Source organism: Streptomyces sp. NPDC014882 (genome assembly GCF_043081325.1).
Classification (GTDB): domain Bacteria; phylum Actinomycetota; class Actinomycetes; order Streptomycetales; family Streptomycetaceae; genus Streptomyces.
Genome location: NZ_JBIBWL010000002.1, coordinates 548,912 through 566,990 on the forward strand (window position 1 = coordinate 548,912; position 18,079 = coordinate 566,990).

Here is an 18,079-nt window from a genome sequence, read left to right on the forward strand (position 1 = left end):
CCAGCCGAGAACTACAGAGGGATTGCCTACACATGTGCGGAATCGTCGGATACATCGGGAAGCGTGACGTCGCGCCCCTGCTCCTGGAAGGCCTGCAGCGCCTGGAGTACCGCGGCTACGACTCCGCGGGCATCGTCGTCACCTCCCCGAAGACGGCCGGCCTGAAGATGGTCAAGGCCAAGGGGCGCGTCCGCGACCTGGAGGCCAAGGTCCCGGCCCGCTTCAAGGGCACCACCGGCATCGCCCACACCCGCTGGGCCACCCACGGCGCCCCCTCCGACGTGAACGCCCACCCGCACATGTCGGCCGACCTCAAGGTCGCCGTCGTCCACAACGGCATCATCGACAACGCCTCCGACCTGCGCCGCAAGCTGGAGGCGGACGGCGTCGAGTTCCTCTCCGAGACCGACACCGAGGTCCTCGTCCACCTCATCGCCCGTTCCGTGGCCGAGAAGCTCGAGGACAAGGTCCGCGAGGCGCTGCGCGTGGTCGAGGGCACCTACGGCATCGCCGTCATGCACGCCGACTTCAACGACCGCATCGTCGTGGCCCGCAACGGCTCCCCGGTCGTCCTCGGCATCGGCGAGAAGGAGATGTTCGTCGCCTCGGACATCGCCGCCCTGGTCGCCCACACCCGCCAGATAGTCACCCTCGACGACGGCGAGATGGCCACCCTCAAGGCCGACGACTTCCGCACCTACACCACGGAGGGCACCCGCACCACCGCGGAGCCCACCACCGTGGAGTGGGAGGCCGCCTCCTACGACATGGGCGGCCACGACACCTACATGCACAAGGAGATCCACGAGCAGGCCGACGCCGTGGACCGCGTGCTGCGCGGCCGCATCGACGACCGCTTCTCCACCGTGCACCTGGGCGGCCTCAACCTGGACGCCCGCGAGGCGCGCCGGATCCGCCGCGTGAAGATCCTCGGCTGCGGCACCTCGTACCACGCGGGCATGATCGGCGCCCAGATGATCGAGGAGCTGGCCCGCATCCCCGCGGACGCCGAGCCCGCCTCCGAGTTCCGCTACCGCAACGCGGTCGTCGACCCCGACACCCTGTACATCGCCGTCTCCCAGTCGGGTGAGACCTACGACGTGCTGGCCGCCGTCCAGGAGCTGAAGCGCAAGGGCGCACGGGTGCTCGGCGTCGTGAACGTGGTCGGCTCCGCCATCGCCCGCGAGGCCGACGGCGGCGTCTACGTGCACGCCGGGCCGGAGGTCTGCGTCGTCTCCACCAAGTGCTTCACCAACACCACCGTCGCCTTCGCGCTGCTCGCGCTGCACCTCGGCCGCACCCGCGACCTGTCGGTGCGCGACGGCAAGCGGATCATCGAGGGCCTGCGCAAGCTGCCCGCCCAGATCGCCGAGATCCTGAAGGGCGAGGAGGAGATCGAGAAGCTGGCGGAGCAGTTCGCCGAGGCCCGCTCGATGCTCTTCATCGGCCGCGTCCGGGGCTACCCGGTGGCCCGCGAGGCCTCCCTGAAGCTCAAGGAGGTCTCCTACATCCACGCCGAGGCCTACCCGGCCTCCGAGCTGAAGCACGGCCCGCTCGCCCTGATCGAGCCCGCCCTGCCGACGGTCGCGATCGTCCCCGACGACGACCTGCTGGAGAAGAACCGCGCCGCCCTGGAGGAGATCAAGGCCCGCAGCGGCCGGATCCTCGCGGTGGCCCACCAGGAGCAGGAGAAGGCCGACCAGACGATCGTCGTCCCCAAGAACGAGGACGAGCTCGACCCCATCCTCATGGGCATCCCCCTCCAGCTCCTCGCCTACTACACGGCCAAGGCCCTCGGCCGTGACATCGACAAGCCGAGGAACCTGGCGAAGTCGGTGACGGTCGAGTAGGGCGTGTTTCGAAAGTCCCGTCTGCCCGGCGACGCCTGGCACGCACGCTCGCCGCGTTGTCGGGATCACCCCGATACAACCAGTATCGGGGCGACCCTCCGCCTTGCGATCGCACGCACCAGACGCCGCCGGGCCTGCCCTTCGGGCAGACGACGCCACTTTCGAAACACGCCCTGGAGCGACCAGGAGGACGGACCCCCCGTGACGCCGGCGCGCGCGGGGGGTCCGCCGCGTCGCACCGCGACCCGCCGCACCGCACCGCGTCGCGCAAGGGGAGTTGAGGGGATCCGGGCGCATCGCGCCCGGAGCGAGGGGGAGTCGGCGGGAGCGTCAGGGAATGACGACGACGGGCCGCCTCGCCCGCTTGGCGAGCCGCCCCGCGACCGACCCGAAGATCCGCCCGACGAGGCCGTGCGTCGAGCCGACGACGATCGCGTCCGCCGCGTACTCCCGCCCCACCTCCTCGAGTTCGTGGCAGATGTCGCCACCGCGCTCGACCAGGATCCAGGGCACCTCGGACAGGTACTCGGCGCAGGCCAGTTCCAGGCCGAGCACCTCGGTGCGGTGGTCGGGCACGTCCACGAAGACCGGCGGCTCGCAGCCCGCCCACACCGTGGTGGGCAGCCTGTTGGCCACGTGGACGATGATCAGGCCCGCACGGGAGCGGTGCGCCATGCCGACGGCGTACGCCAGGGCCCGCTCGCTGGACGTCGATCCGTCGAAGCCGACGACGACACCGTGCCGGAAAGCGGGATCACAGGAGGGGCGTGCCTCCCCCGCCGCCAGGGGGTCGGCCGCCGCGTGATCGGCGACCGGCCGCTTGCGGTCCGCTGGTTCGAAGAATTCGTGACCGGCCATGGCTGTCTCGGCGTATCGATCCTTTGAAGGGTGGGACGAGCGTGAGCGGCGAAGCGTGTCCGGGAATCCTCTTCCCCACCCCATACCCCCAAGGGTACGGCGCCACGCCTCCACGGCCCAGTCCCGCCCACGGTCCGCGGGGGGTTCCAGGGAGCATGCACGAGGGGCCGCCCGTAACGCAACGGTCGCTGCCCCGTACAGGCGGTTCGCACGGGGTTCACCCGCCCGTCGGTTCGCCCGGTGAGTGACCGGCCGGTCGAACCGGCGTTGAACCACCCGAACCGCCCCCCAGGGAGGAGTCCGCCCATGCCCTCGTCCCGACCGGCCGCCGAGACCCGCTCCGGCGACCCCAGGACGACGGAGCTGATCCGCTGGGCGGCCTTCAGCTGCGTCCTCGTCCCGGTCGTCCTCCTCTGGTACGGCGCCTCCCTGGGGGGAGCCGCGGGCACCGCCGTCGGCCTGACCGCCGTCACGGCCGTCTGCCGGCTGCTGCTGCGCCGCTCCGAGCGGTGCGCGGCACGGCTCCCCGACAGGGAACGGCCGCCGCGCGCACCGCACCGGGGAGGCCGTCGGCGCACCGGAACCGGGGCGCGCCGTGGCGGTCGTCACAGCGGCGGAGGCACACCGGTCGGTTGACCGGTTTTCACGCACGCGGACGTATCTTTTCAGCCAACTTCCGGATGTCGCACACGCCTTGCCGCGACCACCCTCCTCACCGCGTCCGACCTGCGCAAAAGGGCGCTCCGGGGGCCCTGGCACCCTACGTGGATTGGCCACTGCGACGAGGCGCACTTCCCCGCACGGCCCATGAGTGCAACGCTTCGTGATCGAATGCTTCACGCCAAGTTGCCATGTCGACAATGTGCCGGGTGACGAACTGGCCACTCCGGCATCACACGACACAGTAGATTCGATCTTGAGACTGTCTACGGCGGGGGACTCGTGCAGGACCGAGGGGAAACGTGCAGGAGCGACACAACCGAGGAGCCGCGACCACCGAGGGGGGCTTAGCAGGGATGAGCCACGACTCCACTGCCGCGCCGGAAGCCGCGGCCCGGAAACTGTCCGGGCGACGCCGCAAGGAGATCGTCGCGGTACTGCTGTTCAGCGGCGGTCCCATCTTCGAGAGTTCCATTCCGCTGTCGGTGTTCGGAATCGACCGCCAGGACGCCGGCGTGCCCCGCTACCGCCTTCTGGTGTGCGCGGGCGAGGACGGCCCGCTGCGGACCACAGGGGGCCTGGAACTCACCGCGCCACACGGCCTGGAGGCGATATCGAGGGCGGGCACGGTCGTCGTACCGGCCTGGCGCTCGATCACCTCGCCGCCACCGGCCGACGCGCTCGACGCACTGCGCCGGGCGCACGAGGAGGGTGCCCGCATCGTGGGCCTGTGCACCGGCGCGTTCGTGCTGGCGGCGGCGGGCCTGCTGGACGGCAGGCCGGCCACGACCCACTGGATGTACGCACCGACGCTGGCCAAGCGCTATCCGTCGGTGCACGTCGATCCGCGTGAACTGTTCGTCGACGACGGCGACGTGCTGACGTCGGCGGGGACCGCGGCCGGCATCGACCTCTGTCTCCACATCGTGCGGACGGACCACGGCAACGAGGCGGCCGGTGCGCTGGCCCGCCGGCTCGTGGTCCCGCCGCGCCGGACGGGCGGCCAGGAGCGCTACCTCGACCGGTCTTTACCGGAGGAGATCGGCGCCGACCCGCTCGCGGAGGTCGTCGCCTGGGCGCTGGAACACCTCCACGAGCAGTTCGACGTGGAGACGCTGGCCGCGCGCGCCTACATGAGCCGGCGGACGTTCGACCGCCGGTTCCGGTCGCTGACCGGCAGCGCGCCGCTGCAATGGCTGATCACCCAGCGGGTGCTCCAGGCGCAGCGGCTGCTGGAGACGTCGGACTACTCCGTCGACGAGGTCGCCGGACGGTGCGGCTTCCGCTCGCCGGTGGCGCTGCGCGGACACTTCCGGCGGCAGCTCGGGTCCTCGCCGGCGGCCTACCGGGCGGCGTACCGGGCACGGCGGCCGCAGAGCGAGCGGACGCCCGCGGCGGAGAGTGAACCGGCGGCCGCCGTCGCGGCGGGCGGCACGGGCGGGGCCGGCGCCGCGCACCCCGAGACCGCGGGGGTGCCGCCGCAGGTACGGCGGACCGCGGGAGCGGGGGCGCTGGGCACGGCCTCGGCGGGCGCGGAGCAGCACCTGCGGGACGCGTACGCGGGATCCCGGGGCGGCGTCCCGGGGCAGCGCAGCGGGATGTGAGGAGCGGGCGGTGGCGGACGGGGAGACCCGCCCGCCACCGCCCCTCCCCGTTCCCGCCCCGAGGGCCGCGCGCCGGGGAACGTCCACCGTGACGCGGGGCACCGGAAGGGGGGACGTCACCCTTAGGGTGGACGCATGAACGATCGCATGGTGTGGATCGACTGCGAGATGACCGGCCTCTCGCTGTCGGACGACGCGCTCATCGAGGTTGCCGCCCTCGTCACCGACTCCGAGCTGAACATCCTCGGCGACGGCGTGGACATCGTCGTACGGCCGCCGGACGCGGCCCTGGAGACGATGCCGGAGGTGGTGCGTCAGATGCACACCGCGTCCGGGCTGCTCGACGAGCTGGCGGGCGGCACCACCCTGGCCGACGCCGAGGAGCGGGTCCTCGCCTACGTCCGCGAGCACGTGAAGGAGCCCGGCAAGGCCCCGCTGTGCGGGAACTCCGTCGGCACCGACCGCGGTTTCCTGGCGCGGGACATGCCGACGCTGGAGAACTACCTCCACTACCGGATCGTCGACGTCTCCTCCGTCAAGGAACTGGCCCGGCGCTGGTACCCGCGGGCCTACTTCAACAGCCCGGAGAAGAACGGCAACCACCGCGCCCTCGCCGACATCCGCGAGTCCATCGCGGAGCTGCGCTACTACCGCGAGGCCGTGTTCGTGCCGCAGCCCGGACCGGACTCCGACACCGCGAAGGCGATCGCCGCGAAGCACGTCCTGCCCGCCGGGTGAAAGCCGTGCGCGAGCACCCCTTCGGACCCTGTACACTTTTTCTCGGCCGGTAGGGAGACCGCAAAGTCGACCGCCGGGCATGGTGGGTGTAGCTCAGTTGGTAGAGCACCTGGTTGTGGTCCAGGTGGCCGCGGGTTCAAGTCCCGTCACTCACCCTGAATGATCAAGGGCTGGCCTGTGGGAACAGGCCAGCCCTTCGTCATGTCCGCATCCTCCGGGAACGGAAACGGAGGGGACCACGGCCCTCCCTTCTCCTCCCTTTCTCTTCTCTCCCCCCGCTCCCTCCCCTCCCCGCGCTCGCGCCCGCCACGAGCGGCTCGTCGCGGAGACCGCCCGGGCGACGGGGACACCGGGGCACGGACCGCCCGGGCGACGGGAACGCGGGGTACGGCCGGCGGGACGCGGCGGCGGCGGCGACCGCTACGCCGACGCGCGCACCATCAGCTCCGTGGCCAGGACCACCTGGCGCCGCTCCAGGCCCCGCGACACCGCCGGGCGGTCGTCCGCGATCTCCGTGAGCAGCAGGTCGAGCATGCGGCGCCCCATCTCCTCGATGGGCTGGCGCACGCTGGTCAGCGGCGGGTCCATGTGGCGGGCGATCGCCGAGTCGTCGTAGCCGATCAGGGCCACGTCGTCCGGGATGCGGCGGCCCGCCTCGCGCAGGGCCTGGCGGGCGCCGGCCGCCATCACGTCGGAACCGGCGAACACCGCGTCGAGGGCGGGGTCGCGGGCCAGCAGCTCACGCATCGCCCGCTGACCGCCCTCCTCGGTGAAGTCACCCTGCGCGATGACGAGTTCGTCCGCCCCGTACCCCGCGTCGAGCAGGGCGTCGCGGTAGCCGTCCACACGCCGCTGGGCGCCGTACACGTCGAGGCGGCCGGTGATGTGGCCGATGTGGCGGCAGCCGCGGGCCAGCAGGTGCTCGACGGCCGAACGGGCGCCGCCGTAGTTGTCGGAGTCCACGGACGGCAGCGTCTCGGCGGCGGAGCGCGGGCCGCTGATCACGGCCGGGATCTCCAGCTGGGCGATGAGGTCGGGCAGCGGGTCGTCGGCGTGCACCGAGACGAGGAGGACGCCGTCCACGCGGTGGGCGGCCAGGTACTGGGCCAGGCGCTGCCGCTCCCGGTCGCTGCCCGCGAAGATCAGCAGCAGCTGCATCTCCGTGTCGGCGAGTTCCGCGCCCACCCCGCGCAGGATGTCGGAGAAGTACGGTTCGGCGAAGAAGCGGGTCTCCGGCTCGGGCACCACCAGGGCGATCGCGTTCGTGCGGTTGGCGGCGAGGGCGCGGGCCGCGGTGTTGGGGACGTAGCCCAGCTCGGCGACCGCGGCCTCGACGGCGGCCCGGGTGGCGTCGCTGACCCGGGGCGAACCGTTGATCACCCGGGAGACCGTGCCGCGGCCCACCCCCGCGCGTGCCGCCACCTCTTCGAGGGTCGGCCGGCCACCACTCCGTCCCCGCGTACCGTGGGTTGCCATGGGCACCGCCTTCCCGCTGTCATCATCGCACCGGCCTGGAATCTAACAGTCCCGGCCGGTCACCCCGCCGCCCCCGGGGGGCTCGCACCCCCGGCCGAAAAGCATCGCCCGGCGTGTTAGCTAACAGCCGGATAACTGAACGCATCTCTGCGCGCCCCCGCCCTTGACACCCTCGCCCGAACCGACGACTCTTCAACACATCACCTGTGGGAGCGCTCCCACGGTACCTGACACATACACAACCCGCACGTTCCCCGCCCGAGCCGCAGCGAGAAACTAACGGGCCCAACAATGCAGTTGGCCGGGGGGTCGGCACGTCAGGGCAACAGGAGGACGCAATGCGAGCACGTACCCGAAGCTCCCGTCGGGTGGTAGTCCTGGCGACCGTCGCCACCATGGGCGCAGGCCTGCTGGCCGGCTGTGCCGACGACGGCGGCGACAAGGCCTCCGACGACTCGTCGTCGGGCGGTGGCAAGGGCAAGACCACGATCACCCTGGGACTCTTCGGCACGATGGGCTTCAAGGAAGCCGGTCTCTACGCCGAGTACGAGAAGCTCAACCCGAACATCAAGATCGCCGAGAACGTGATCGAGCGCAACGAGAACTACTACCCCGCGCTCGTCAACCACCTCACCACCAACAGCGGTCTCCAGGACATCCAGGCGATCGAGGTCGCCAACATCGCGGAGGTCACCGCGACCCAGAGCGCGAAGCTCCAGGACATGTCCAAGGTGTCGGGCGTGGACAAGAGCAAGTGGCTGGACTGGAAGTGGGCGCAGGCCACGACCAAGGAGGACAAGACCATCGCGCTCGGCACGGACGTCGGCCCGATGGCCCTCTGCTACCGCACGGACCTCTTCCAGCAGGCCGGTCTGCCGACCGACCCGGCGGAGGTCGGCAAGCTGTGGGCGGGCGACTGGAACAAGTTCGTCTCCGTCGGCGAGCAGTACAAGAAGAAGGCACCGGCGGGCACCTTCTTCATGGACTCCCCCGGCGGCCTGCTCAACGCCGTCCTCAGCAGCCAGGAGGAGAAGTTCTACGACTCCTCCGGCGAGGTCATCTACAAGAAGAACAAGGCCGTCAAGGACGCCTTCGACCTGACCGCGAAGGCCGCCGAGCAGGGCCTGGTGCAGGCGCAGACGCAGTTCCAGCCGGCGTGGGACACCACGATCTCGAACAGCAAGTTCGCGACGATCGCCTGCCCGCCGTGGATGCTCGGCACCCTCAAGGGCAAGTCGAAGCCGGAGTCCTTCGGCAAGTGGGCCGTCGCGGTCGCTCCGAAGTCCGGCAACTGGGGCGGTTCCTTCCTGTCCGTGCCCTCCAGCGGCAAGAACGTGAAGGAGGCCGAGAAGCTGGTGGCCTGGCTGACCGCGCCCGAGCAGCAGGCGAAGCTGTTCAAGGTGCAGGGCTCCTTCCCCAGCACGCCGAGCGCGTACACCATGCCCGAGGTGACCGGCGCCAAGAACGAGATGACCGGTGACCTCAACATCGGCACCATCTTCGCCGAGGCCGCGAAGGCTGCCCCGGTCCAGGTGATCGGCCCGAAGGACCAGATCATCCAGCAGGGCCTGAGCGACAACGGCGTCATCCTCGTGACGAAGGGCAAGTCGCCTGAGGAGGCCTGGGAGACGGCGACGAAGACCATCGACAACAACCTGGACAAGTGACCCGAATGGCCACCCACGACACCGCCGCGCCCCCCGTCAAGGAGGGGGGCGCGGCCCCGGGCCGACCGCCCGCCGGCCCGGCCGGGGCGGAGCAGCGGCACCGGGCCCGGCTCTCCCGCCGCTGGCAGCGGGACATGCGCTGGAGCCCCTACGCGTTCGTCTCGCCGTTCTTCCTGCTGTTCCTGGCGTTCGGCCTGTTCCCGCTGATCTACACCGGCTGGGCCTCGCTGCACCAGGTGGAGATGACGGCACCCACCGACATGGAGTGGGTGGGGCTGCGCAACTACACCCGGATCTTCGACGACGAGTTCTTCTGGAACGCGGCGAAGAACACGCTCACGATCGGCGTCATCTCGACGGTGCCGCAGCTGCTGATGGCGATGGGGCTCGCCCACATCCTCAACTACAAGCTGCGCGGCTCGACGTTCTTCCGGGTCACGATGCTCGCCCCGTACGCGACCTCCATCGCGGCCGCCTCCCTCGTCTTCGTGCTGCTGTTCGGGCGCGACTACGGCATGATCAACTGGGTGCTGGACATGGTCGGGGTCGGCCCGATCGACTGGCAGAGCGACAAGTGGCCCTCGCAGTTCGCGGTCTCCACGATCGTCATCTGGCGCTGGACCGGCTACAACGCGCTGATCTACCTGGCGGCGATGCAGGCGATCCCGCAGGACCTGTACGAGTCGGCGGCGCTGGACGGCGCGAGCCGCTGGAAGCAGTTCCTCCACGTGACCCTGCCGTCGCTGCGCCCGACGATCCTGTTCACGGTCGTCGTCTCGACGATCGGCGCCACCCAGGTGTTCGGCGAGCCGCTGCTGTTCGACGCCAACAAGGGGGCGTCGGGCGGTTCGGAGCACCAGTTCCAGACCCTGGGCCTGTACCTGTACGAGCAGGGCTGGGTCAACCAGCACCTGGGCCGTGCCTCCGCGATCGCCTGGACCATGTTCCTGATCCTGATCGTGGTCGGCATCGTCAACTACGTCATCTCGCGCCGGCTGCGCGCCAGTAGTTAGGAGTACGGCCGTGACGACGACCATGACACCGCCCCCCTCTCCGCCGGACACGGCCGTGAAGAAGTCCGGCCGGGTGCGGCGGCCCAAGTCGGCGCGGGCCGGCGGGCAGATGCACGCGGGGCCGATCGCGTACGTGATCCTGGCCCTGTTCACCGTCGGTTCGCTGTTCCCGCTGGTGTGGACGGCGATCGCCGCCTCCCGCGACAACAACCGCCTGGCGCAGACACCGCCGCCGTTCTGGTTCGGGTCCAACCTCTTCGACAACCTGGACATCGCCTGGAACGACGCCAACCTCGGCACGGCGTTCCTCAACACGACGATCGTGGCGGGGACCTCGGCCGTGACGATCGTGTTCCTGTCCACGATCGCCGGGTTCGCCTTCGCCAAACTGAAGTTCAAGGGCCGCGGCGCGATGATGCTGATCGTGGTCGGCACGATGATGGTGCCGCCGCAGCTCAGCGTGATCCCGCTGTACATGATGGTCGCCAAGCTGGAGTGGACCGACCAGCTCCAGGCGGTGATCCTGCCGTCGCTGGTCAGCGCGTTCGGTGTGTTCTTCATGCGGCAGTACCTGCTCCAGGCACTGCCCGACGAGATCATCGAGGCGGCCCGGATGGACGGCGCGAGCAGCTGGCGCGTGGTGTGGCACGTGGTGTTCCCCGCGGCGCGCCCCGCGATGGCGGTGCTCGGCATGCTGATGTTCGTCCAGACCTGGAACGACTTCCTGTGGCCGTTCCTGGTGCTCAGCCAGACCGGCAACCCGACCGTGCAGGTCGCGGTCGCGGGTCTCGGCCGCGGGTACACGCCCGACCAGTCCCTGATCATGGCGGGCGCGCTGCTGGGCACGCTGCCGCTGCTGCTGGTCTTCGCGATCTTCGGCAAGCAGATCGTGGGCGGCATCATGCAGGGCGCGGTGAAGGGCTGATGTGCGGGCGCTCCGCGGCGGGGCCGGGGCGGGGGCCGGAGCCCTCGCGGGTCCGGCCGCCGCGCGGGACCGGCGGCGGCGTCGGCCACCGCGACCGTGCGGGGCTGACCACGGTGCCGGACCGGCGTCCGCGCGGCGCCGGTGCGGCCGCGGAGCCGGCTCGCGCGCGGGTCCGGCCCCACGGCGGGACCGGCGCCCCGACAGGCCGGACGCCCGCACCGGACCGGCACCGTGCCGGACCGGCGGCCACGCGACACCCCGCCGGTCCGGCCTCGGCACGGCACCGGCACCGGCACCCCGCCGGTCCGGCGTCCGCGCGGGCCTGACACCCTGGTGATCACGACGTCCGCGCGGGCCGGGACCTCCCGCGGTCCCTCGTCCGTACGGTGCCGGCACCCTCGCGGGTCCCGGGGCCGCACGGGACGCACCACCCCGGCGGGCCGGGAATCCGCACGGGACCGGCGCACCGCCCGCCCGGCGCCCCGCCCGTCCGGTACTCCGTCCGTCCGGTGCTCGCACGGGACCGGCACCCCGCCGGTCCGGTGCCGGCGCGGGACGGACACCCCGCCGACCCGGCATCCGTACGGGCCGGCACCCCGCCGGCAGGCGTCCGCGCAGGTCCGGCACCCGACAGGGCCGGTGTCCGTGCGGTCCGCCACCCAGCCGTCCGGCAACCAGCCGGTCCGGCGCCCGTGCGGGGCCGACCACCCCTCAGGTGCCGCCTCCGGCGGAGCCGGGTCACCGCCGCCCCGGCCCTCCGCACCTCTGCCCGCCCTTTCCCCCCATTCCTTCGTCGGTCTCGACGACCTCGACGACCACCCATGGGAGCGCTTCCATGTCCGAGTCCGCACAGTCGGCCAACCCGGTGACCTTCCCCCAGGCCTTCCTCTGGGGCGCGGCGACGTCCGCGTACCAGATCGAGGGGGCGGTGCGGGAGGACGGCCGCACACCCTCCATCTGGGACACCTTCAGCCACACGCCCGGCAAGACCGCCGGCGGCGACACCGGTGACGTCGCCGTCGACCACTACCACCGCTACCGCGACGACGTCGCGCTGATGGCCGACCTGGGCCTGAACTCGTACCGCTTCTCCATCTCGTGGTCGCGGGTCCAGCCGACCGGCCGCGGCCCCGCGGTCCAGGTGGGCCTGGACTTCTACCGCCGGCTGGTGGACGAGCTGCTGGCGAAGGGCATCAAGCCGGCCGTCACGCTCTACCACTGGGACCTCCCGCAGGAGCTGGAGGACGCGGGCGGCTGGCCGGAGCGGGACACCGCGTACCGGTTCGCCGAGTACGCGCAGATCGTCGGGGAGGCGCTCGGCGACCGGGTGGAGCAGTGGATCACGCTCAACGAGCCGTGGTGCAGCGCCTTCCTGGGGTACGCCGCCGGAGTGCACGCCCCCGGCCGCACCGACCCGGCCGCGTCCCTGAGGGCCGCGCACCACCTCAACCTGGCGCACGGCCTGGGCACCAAGGCCCTGCGGTCGGTGATGCCGACCCGCAACTCGGTGGCGATCAGTCTCAACTCCTCGGTCGTCAGGCCGCTCTCGCAGACCCCCGACGACCTGGCCGCGGTCCGCCGGATCGACGACCTGGCCAACGGCGTCTTCCACGGCCCGATCCTGCGCGGCGCGTACCCCGAGACGCTCCTCGCCGCGACCTCGTCGCTCACCGACTGGTCGTACGTCCTCGACGGCGACCTGCGCACCATCAACCAGCCGCTGGACGCGCTGGGCCTCAACTACTACACGCCCACCCTGGTCTCCGCGGCGGACGCCGACCCGACGGCGCCGCGGGCGGACGGCCACGGCGCCGGCGAGCACTCCCCCTGGCCGGCCGCGGACGACGTCGCCTTCCACCAGACGCCGGGCGAGCGCACCGAGATGGGCTGGACGATCGACCCGACGGGCCTGCACGACCTGATCATGCGGTACACGAAGGAGGCCCCGGGCCTGCCGCTGTACATCACGGAGAACGGCGCGGCCTACGACGACAAGCCCGACTCCGACGGCCGCGTCCACGACCCGGAGCGGATCGCCTACCTGCACGGCCACCTGCGGGCCGTGCGCCGCGCGATCACGGAGGGCGCGGACGTCCGCGGCTACTACCTGTGGTCGCTGATGGACAACTTCGAGTGGGCGTACGGCTACGAGAAGCGGTTCGGCGCGGTGTACGTGGACTACGCGACCCTCGCCCGCACCCCGAAGTCGAGCGCCCTGTGGTACGGCCGGGCGGCCCGCACGGGAACCCTGCCGGCGCTCGAGACGGCCTGACCGAAGACCCCCGGGGTGGGGATCCCGGGAGAACGGGGGAACAGGGGAAGGGGCGCGGCACGCCGTGGGGGCGTGCCGCGCCCCGCTGTCTTCCCATGAGGGGTGGCCCACGGTGGCCCAGGTCAGAGGCTGCCGGGTGCCACGAGCCACTGCGCCGACTGGCCCGTGACCGAGGCGATCGTCTCGAAGTCGTGGTCGTGGTGCAGCACGGTCAGCCCCTGGAGTTCGGCCGTCGCGGCGACGAGCAGGTCCACGGCGCCCGCCGAGCGGTGCCGCCCCTTCTCGGTGAGTTCGCGGTGCACGTCCCACGCGCGGGTCACGGCCCGGTCGTCCACGGGGACCCGGCCGAACAGGGCGTCCAGATCCTCGTCCAGCGCGGCCCGGTCCTCGGCGTTCTCGGCGCTGTCGGGGTGACCGAGTTGCTCATCGCATGCCCCGCCTTCACTGCTCACGAGGGTGGGTGCGGCAGCACGCCAGCGCTCCCGCATCGGGCGAAACACCTGATCAGGACGGGGTTCGAGGATCTCGGGGCGCGCTCAGGGGAGGGATCGGGAGCGGTTGAAGGTGACGGCCCGTCCGCGCTGCCGGCGGCGTCGCACCGTGCCCCGGTGGCCCCTGCGCTCCGGCTCCCGCCCGTCGAGCTGGATCCAGATCCGCACCTCGGTGCCGCCCAGCACGGACGAGCCGATGCGTACGTCCCCGCCGGTCGACTCCGCGAGCCGGCGCACGATGTCCAGCCCGAGCCCGGTCGACCCGGCGGCGCCGGAGCCCCGGCCGCGGGCCATCGCCGCCTCCGGGTCGGGTATGCCGGGGCCCGCGTCCGAGACGAGGACGATCACCGCGTCCTCGCCGTCGTGCAGGTCGACCGCGAAGGCCGTGCCCTCGGGGGTGTGCCGGAAGACGTTGCCCAGCAGGGCGTCGAGGGCGGCGACGAGGTCGGCGCGGGCCACCGGGACGCGCACCGGCCGGTCGGCGCCGGCCACCCGCACCTTGCGGCCCTCGTCCTCCGCGAGCGCCGACCAGAACGCCATCCGCTCCCGGACGACCTCGGCGGCGTCGCATCCGGCGCCCGGTCCGGCGGCCGCGGTCTGCGGCTTGGCCTCGCGGGCGGTGCGGATGACGGTGTCGACCTCCCGCTCCAGCTGGGCGACCGCGGCGCGGGTCTGCTCGGCGGCCGGGGAGTCGCCGAGGGAGGCCGCGTTGAGCCGCAGCACGGTCAGCGGTGTGCGGAGCCGGTGGGAGAGGTCGGCGGCCAGCTCCCGCTCGTTCGCCAGGAGTTGGACGACCTGGTCGGCCATGGAGTTGAACGCGGTCGCCGCGAGCCGCAGTTCGTCCGGCCCCTCCTCCGGCACGCGTGCGCCCAGTCTCCCCTCCCCCAGTTCGTGCGCGCCCTCGGCCAGCCGCCGGGCGGGCCGCACCATGCGCACGCCCAGCCGGTCGGCGACGGCCACCGAGCCGACGACCAGTGCGGCGCCGACCGCGGCGAGCACCGCCCAGGCCGTCCCGACCCCGTTGGTGACCTCGGACTCGGGGACGTAGACCTCCACGACGACCGTGCCGAAGCCCAGCGCGGCGGGTTGCAGGAGCACGGAGCCGCCGGGCACCTCGGCGGTGGAGGCGCGGCCCAGCTCGCGGACGGCCGCGATGTCGGCGGCGGTGGCGCGGCGCCGGCCGAGGTCGAGGGCCTGCCGGCCGTCACCGGCGGGGACGTGCACCGCCATGCCGTCGTGGGAGCCCGCGGCGGCGACGACCCGCTCCACCTGGTCGCGGTCGGTGGTGAGGGACAGCGCGGGGACCACGACGGCGGCCTCCCGCTCGGCGTTGGAGAAGGCGCGGTCGCGGGCCAGCTCCTTGACGACCAGTCCGAGCGGCACGGCGAAGGCGACCACGACCATCGTGGTGACCGCCAGGCAGACCTTGACGAGGGCCCACCTCATCGCGGCTCCCCCGCGGGCGGCACGGCGGGCGGCATGACGGGAGGAGCGGCGGGCACGGCGGGCGGCGCGGCGGGCGGTTCCAGCTTCACGCCGACGCCCCGCAGGGTGTGCAGGTAGCGCGGGCGGGCCGCCGTCTCGCCCAGCTTGCGGCGCAGCCAGGACAGATGGACGTCGATGGTCTGGTCGTCGCCGTAGGACTGCTGCCAGACCTCGGCGAGCAGCTCGCGGCGCGGGACGACGACGCCGGGGCGGCCGGCGAGGAAGGCGAGCAGGTCGAACTCGCGGCGGGTGAGGTCGAGTCGGACGCCGTCCAGCTCGGCCCGGCGGCGCAACGGGTCGACGGTCAGCCCGCCGACGCGCAGCACGCTGGACGGCGGTGCCTCACCGGCACCGGAGCGGGAGCGGGAGCGGCGCAGGACGGCCGCCATGCGCGCGGAGAGGTGCTCGACCGAGAACGGTTTCGTCAGATAGTCGTCCGCGCCCGCGTTGAGGAGCCGGACGATCTCCGTCTCGTCGTCGCGGGCGGTGGCGATGATGACGGGTACGTCCGTGATGCCGCGCAGCATCTTCAGGGCCTCGGAGCCGTCCAGGTCCGGCAGTCCGAGGTCCAGCACGACCACGTCGAAGCGGAAATGGGCGACCTCGCGCAGCGCCTCCAGTGCCGTGCCGACACTGCGCACGGTGTGTGCGGCGTCGGTGAGGTGCCGGATGAGCGCCGAGCGGACGAACTGGTCGTCCTCGACCACGAGCACACTTGCCATGCGCCGCAACCTACGCCATGCGGCCGGGCCCCCTCCGGGCCTGTGCACAACTCCGCTCCTGTGGACGACCGGTGGGGACGGGGCGGGGCGCGCGGGGCGTGCCGGGGGCGGCGGGGCGCGCGGCAGGGGCGTGCGGTGGGCCGTCCGTGCGACACGGCTGTGGCGGGTGGGGCAGGATGTCCCGCGATGCGCAGAGGACTCGTACACGTACTGGCCTGGACGCTCGCCACGGGCGCGGCGGTCACGCTGTCGTGGTGGGGTGTCCACACGGTCCTGGCGGGCACGGCGTACGACCCGCCGCGCGCCCTGCCGCTGACGGCGGGCGACGTGCCCACCGGGGAGCCGGGGCCGCCGGCGGCCCCGGCCGGCGGCCGCCCCGCGCCGGCACCGTCCCCGCCTGCTCCGCCGTCCGAGGCGCCGGCCGCCGCGCCGTCCCCGTCCCGGACCTCCGGGAGTCCGGCGGCCCCGCCCCGTGCCCGGCCGTCGGCCTCTCCCAGCCCGTCCGGCCGGGTCAAGAGCTACGACACCGACGGCGGACTGGTGGTCTTCGACCTCGGGAGGACCTCGGCCTCGCTCGTCTCGGCCACGCCGGGCGCGGGCTGGTCGATGCAGGTGTGGAAGACCGGGTCCTGGATCCGGGTGGAGTTCGCCGCGGGCGCGGACCGCGTGTCGGTCTTCTGCACCTGGCACGACGGACCGCCGCGTGTGGAGATCGGCACCTACTGAGCGGGCTGCCGGGCGGGCGGGGCGCTCAGCGGAAGACGGACGGGGGCGGGGCCGGTGACGCCACCGCCGAGGCGTCGACGACCGGTACGGCGCCGCCGGTGAAGTCGGTGAGGTCCTTGCCGTGCTCGACGCGGCCGGGGTGCGGGTCGGAAGCCGCCCTGCGGGTCAGTTCGGCGATCGGCAGCGGCAGGTCGGAGGCGACGAGGACGGCGTTGCCGAACCGCTTGCCGCGCAGCACGGCGGGGTCGGCGACCAGGGCGAGTTCCGGGAAGCGGGCGGCGGCGGTGGCGATCTGGGCGCGCAGGTGCGCGAGCGGGGGTCCGTCGGCCAGGTTGGCGGCGTAGACACCACCGGGCCTCAGGGCCCCGCGGACCTCGTCGAGGAACTCGGTCGAGGTCAGGTGCGCGGGGGTGCGGGCACCGCTGAACACGTCGGCGATGACGAGGTCGGCCCATCCGTCCGGCACCTTGCCGAGCCCCTCGCGGGCGTCGGCGGACCGCACCCGGATCCGGGCGCCGGGATCCAGCGGCAGCTCCCGGCGCACCAGCCGGACGAGGGCCGCGTCCCGTTCGACGACCTGCTGGGTGGAGCGGGGGCGGGTGGCGGCGACGTACCGGGCGAGGGTGAAGGCGCCGCCGCCGAGGTGGAGGACGTGCAGCGGCCTGCCGGGCGGGGCGGCGAGGTCGATGACGTGCCCGAGCCGCCGCTGGTACTCGAAGGAGAGGTACCCGGGGTCGTCGAGGTCCACGTGCGACTGGGGTGCCCCGTCGATGAGCAGCGTCCAGGCCCGCGCCCGGTCGCGGTCCGGGAGGAGCCGGGCGAGCCCGCCGTCGACGGCCTCGGTGACGGTCGCGTCGCTGTCGCGTTCGCGCCGGGAGTTCCTGGACCTTGCCATGCGGGCATTTTCGCAGGGTCCGGGCGCGCCGCGTTCCCCCGGTCGTCCACCGCCGGGCGGGAGGCGGCGCCGGCCGGCGGCCGCCTCGAGAACACGGGAGCACGGGAGCACGGGGTGGGCACGAGGCCGGCCGCCTCCGAGGGGGCCGGCTACCGGCAGCTGTCCGCCGCCTCGATGAGCCGCGCCGCCTCGCCCAGCGCCTTCTGGAGCTCGGCCGGGTCGGTCGCGAGATCGGTCTCGTCGGGCGGGAGCAGCCAGTCCGAGCCCTCGACGGGGGGCTCGGGGGCGAGTCTCAGCCCCCGTCCGCCGGTCTCCGTACAGGTGCTGCCCGGGACGTCCCAGGCGGCGGCGGTGCCCGGCGGCACCAGGAAGGCGAGGGTGCCGGGTCCGTCGTAGTGGAGCACGGGCCCCATCGCGTCGCCGGCTCCCCGGCGCAGGATGTCGGCAGCCTCCAGCCCCTGCCGGGCCGGCACCGTCACGAGATCGCATGCCGTCCCCGACGACACGAGAGGATCGTTCCTCCGGCTGGTCTCCACTCCCGGCCTCCCTCGGCGGTCGCTGTGCACGTCCATCGGGTCCAACGCGACGGACCGTCAACGGCTACGCGGAAATGCGCCGCAAAGGATGGCAGTTCATGGCAGATCGCGGAGGAGATATCCGGTTTTGTGGCCAAACGACGTGTGGCGGGCCGATCACA

General features: G+C 72.7%; 16 protein-coding genes and 1 tRNA gene. 10 read left to right on the plus strand and 7 right to left on the minus strand.

Features of this window, described 5'->3' with window-relative positions; genetic code table 11:
- Nucleotides 1-32: 32 nt before the first annotated feature.
- Nucleotides 33-1,850, plus strand: coding sequence for a glutamine--fructose-6-phosphate transaminase (isomerizing) (gene glmS, locus ACF09K_RS06965; protein WP_392241459.1), 1,818 nt, complete (start codon nt 33-35; stop codon nt 1,848-1,850).
- 330 nt (nt 1,851-2,180) lie between these two features.
- On the opposite strand, the gene ACF09K_RS06970 is transcribed toward glmS, so the two are convergent.
- Nucleotides 2,181-2,708, minus strand: coding sequence for a universal stress protein (locus ACF09K_RS06970; RefSeq protein ID WP_392241460.1), 528 nt, complete (start codon nt 2,706-2,708; stop codon nt 2,181-2,183).
- A gap of 306 nt (nt 2,709-3,014) precedes the next feature.
- Here ACF09K_RS06970 and ACF09K_RS06975 point away from each other — a divergent pair, with 306 nt between their 5' ends.
- The 4 genes from ACF09K_RS06975 to ACF09K_RS06990 all read left to right on the plus strand — a co-directional run bounded on the left by ACF09K_RS06975 (nt 3,015) and on the right by ACF09K_RS06990 (nt 5,865).
- Nucleotides 3,015-3,344, plus strand: a complete 330-nt coding sequence (locus tag ACF09K_RS06975; protein ID WP_392241461.1) for a hypothetical protein — start codon at nt 3,015-3,017, stop codon at nt 3,342-3,344.
- Between the two features lie 380 nt (nt 3,345-3,724).
- Nucleotides 3,725-4,972: a helix-turn-helix domain-containing protein gene (locus tag ACF09K_RS06980; protein WP_392241462.1), complete on the plus strand. Its 1,248-nt coding sequence runs from the start codon at nt 3,725-3,727 to the stop codon at nt 4,970-4,972.
- Between the two features lie 135 nt (nt 4,973-5,107).
- Nucleotides 5,108-5,710, plus strand: coding sequence for an oligoribonuclease (orn, locus tag ACF09K_RS06985; protein WP_392241463.1), 603 nt, complete (start codon nt 5,108-5,110; stop codon nt 5,708-5,710).
- Between the two features lie 82 nt (nt 5,711-5,792).
- A tRNA-His gene (locus tag ACF09K_RS06990) sits at nt 5,793-5,865 on the plus strand.
- A 265-nt stretch (nt 5,866-6,130) separates the two neighbouring features.
- Here the strand turns inward: ACF09K_RS06990 and ACF09K_RS06995 are convergent.
- Nucleotides 6,131-7,186: a LacI family DNA-binding transcriptional regulator gene (locus ACF09K_RS06995; protein ID WP_392241464.1), complete on the minus strand. Its 1,056-nt coding sequence runs from the start codon at nt 7,184-7,186 to the stop codon at nt 6,131-6,133.
- Nucleotides 7,187-7,524: 338 nt separating this feature from the next.
- Here ACF09K_RS06995 and ACF09K_RS07000 point away from each other — a divergent pair, with 338 nt between their 5' ends.
- From ACF09K_RS07000 to ACF09K_RS07015, 4 genes are all read left to right on the plus strand, one after another.
- Nucleotides 7,525-8,853 carry an extracellular solute-binding protein gene (locus tag ACF09K_RS07000; RefSeq protein WP_392241465.1) on the plus strand — a complete coding sequence of 443 codons (1,329 nt, stop codon included), beginning with the start codon at nt 7,525-7,527 and terminating at the stop codon, nt 8,851-8,853.
- A gap of 5 nt (nt 8,854-8,858) precedes the next feature.
- Nucleotides 8,859-9,866: a carbohydrate ABC transporter permease gene (locus tag ACF09K_RS07005; RefSeq protein WP_382790501.1), complete on the plus strand. Its 1,008-nt coding sequence runs from the start codon at nt 8,859-8,861 to the stop codon at nt 9,864-9,866.
- A 10-nt stretch (nt 9,867-9,876) separates the two neighbouring features.
- Nucleotides 9,877-10,791, plus strand: a complete 915-nt coding sequence (locus tag ACF09K_RS07010; protein ID WP_382790498.1) for a carbohydrate ABC transporter permease — start codon at nt 9,877-9,879, stop codon at nt 10,789-10,791.
- Nucleotides 10,792-11,626: 835 nt separating this feature from the next.
- Entirely contained in the window at nt 11,627-13,063 is a 1,437-nt protein-coding gene (locus ACF09K_RS07015) for a GH1 family beta-glucosidase (protein WP_392241466.1), read from the plus strand.
- Nucleotides 13,064-13,185: 122 nt separating this feature from the next.
- Here ACF09K_RS07015 and ACF09K_RS07020 read toward each other — a convergent pair whose 3' ends face one another.
- From ACF09K_RS07020 to ACF09K_RS07030, 3 genes are all read right to left on the minus strand, one after another.
- On the minus strand, nt 13,186-13,515 hold the full coding sequence (locus ACF09K_RS07020; protein WP_392241467.1) for a PIN domain-containing protein: 330 nt from the start codon (nt 13,513-13,515) through the stop codon (nt 13,186-13,188).
- Nucleotides 13,516-13,599: 84 nt separating this feature from the next.
- A complete protein-coding gene (locus ACF09K_RS07025; RefSeq protein ID WP_392241468.1) occupies nt 13,600-15,000 on the minus strand; it encodes an ATP-binding protein in 1,401 nt (466 codons plus the stop codon).
- Entirely contained in the window at nt 14,997-15,761 is a 765-nt protein-coding gene (locus tag ACF09K_RS07030) for a response regulator transcription factor (protein WP_392241469.1), read from the minus strand. Before ACF09K_RS07030 ends, ACF09K_RS07025 begins: the two co-directional genes overlap by 4 nt.
- A gap of 186 nt (nt 15,762-15,947) precedes the next feature.
- On the opposite strand from ACF09K_RS07030, the gene ACF09K_RS07035 reads away from it, so the two are divergent.
- A complete protein-coding gene (locus tag ACF09K_RS07035; RefSeq protein ID WP_392241470.1) occupies nt 15,948-16,487 on the plus strand; it encodes a hypothetical protein in 540 nt (179 codons plus the stop codon).
- A 25-nt stretch (nt 16,488-16,512) separates the two neighbouring features.
- On the opposite strand, the gene ACF09K_RS07040 is transcribed toward ACF09K_RS07035, so the two are convergent.
- The gene (locus tag ACF09K_RS07040) at nt 16,513-17,382 is read right to left on the minus strand and encodes a spermidine synthase (protein WP_392241471.1); all 870 of its coding nucleotides are present in this window, start codon (nt 17,380-17,382) and stop codon (nt 16,513-16,515) included.
- A gap of 149 nt (nt 17,383-17,531) precedes the next feature.
- Nucleotides 17,532-17,954 carry a hypothetical protein gene (locus ACF09K_RS07045; protein ID WP_392241472.1) on the minus strand — a complete coding sequence of 141 codons (423 nt, stop codon included), beginning with the start codon at nt 17,952-17,954 and terminating at the stop codon, nt 17,532-17,534.
- Nucleotides 17,955-18,079: the final 125 nt, after the last annotated feature.

Bases quoted from the DNA above. Each gene is read 5' to 3' on its own strand.
- ACF09K_RS07040 (WP_392241471.1), bottom strand. From the start codon at position 17,382: ATGGCAAGGTCCAGGAACTCCCGGCGCGAACGCGACAGCGACGCGACC.
- ACF09K_RS07015 (WP_392241466.1), top strand. From the start codon at position 11,627: ATGTCCGAGTCCGCACAGTCGGCCAACCCGGTGACCTTCCCCCAGGCC.
- ACF09K_RS07025 (WP_392241468.1), bottom strand. From the start codon at position 15,000: ATGAGGTGGGCCCTCGTCAAGGTCTGCCTGGCGGTCACCACGATGGTC.
- ACF09K_RS06975 (WP_392241461.1), top strand. From the start codon at position 3,015: ATGCCCTCGTCCCGACCGGCCGCCGAGACCCGCTCCGGCGACCCCAGG.
- ACF09K_RS07030 (WP_392241469.1), bottom strand. From the start codon at position 15,761: ATGGCAAGTGTGCTCGTGGTCGAGGACGACCAGTTCGTCCGCTCGGCG.
- glmS (WP_392241459.1), top strand. From the start codon at position 33: ATGTGCGGAATCGTCGGATACATCGGGAAGCGTGACGTCGCGCCCCTG.
- ACF09K_RS07045 (WP_392241472.1), bottom strand. From the start codon at position 17,954: ATGGACGTGCACAGCGACCGCCGAGGGAGGCCGGGAGTGGAGACCAGC.
- ACF09K_RS07000 (WP_392241465.1), top strand. From the start codon at position 7,525: ATGCGAGCACGTACCCGAAGCTCCCGTCGGGTGGTAGTCCTGGCGACC.
- ACF09K_RS06980 (WP_392241462.1), top strand. From the start codon at position 3,725: ATGAGCCACGACTCCACTGCCGCGCCGGAAGCCGCGGCCCGGAAACTG.
- ACF09K_RS06970 (WP_392241460.1), bottom strand. From the start codon at position 2,708: ATGGCCGGTCACGAATTCTTCGAACCAGCGGACCGCAAGCGGCCGGTC.
- ACF09K_RS06995 (WP_392241464.1), bottom strand. From the start codon at position 7,186: ATGGCAACCCACGGTACGCGGGGACGGAGTGGTGGCCGGCCGACCCTC.
- ACF09K_RS07035 (WP_392241470.1), top strand. From the start codon at position 15,948: ATGCGCAGAGGACTCGTACACGTACTGGCCTGGACGCTCGCCACGGGC.
- orn (WP_392241463.1), top strand. From the start codon at position 5,108: ATGAACGATCGCATGGTGTGGATCGACTGCGAGATGACCGGCCTCTCG.
- ACF09K_RS07005 (WP_382790501.1), top strand. From the start codon at position 8,859: ATGGCCACCCACGACACCGCCGCGCCCCCCGTCAAGGAGGGGGGCGCG.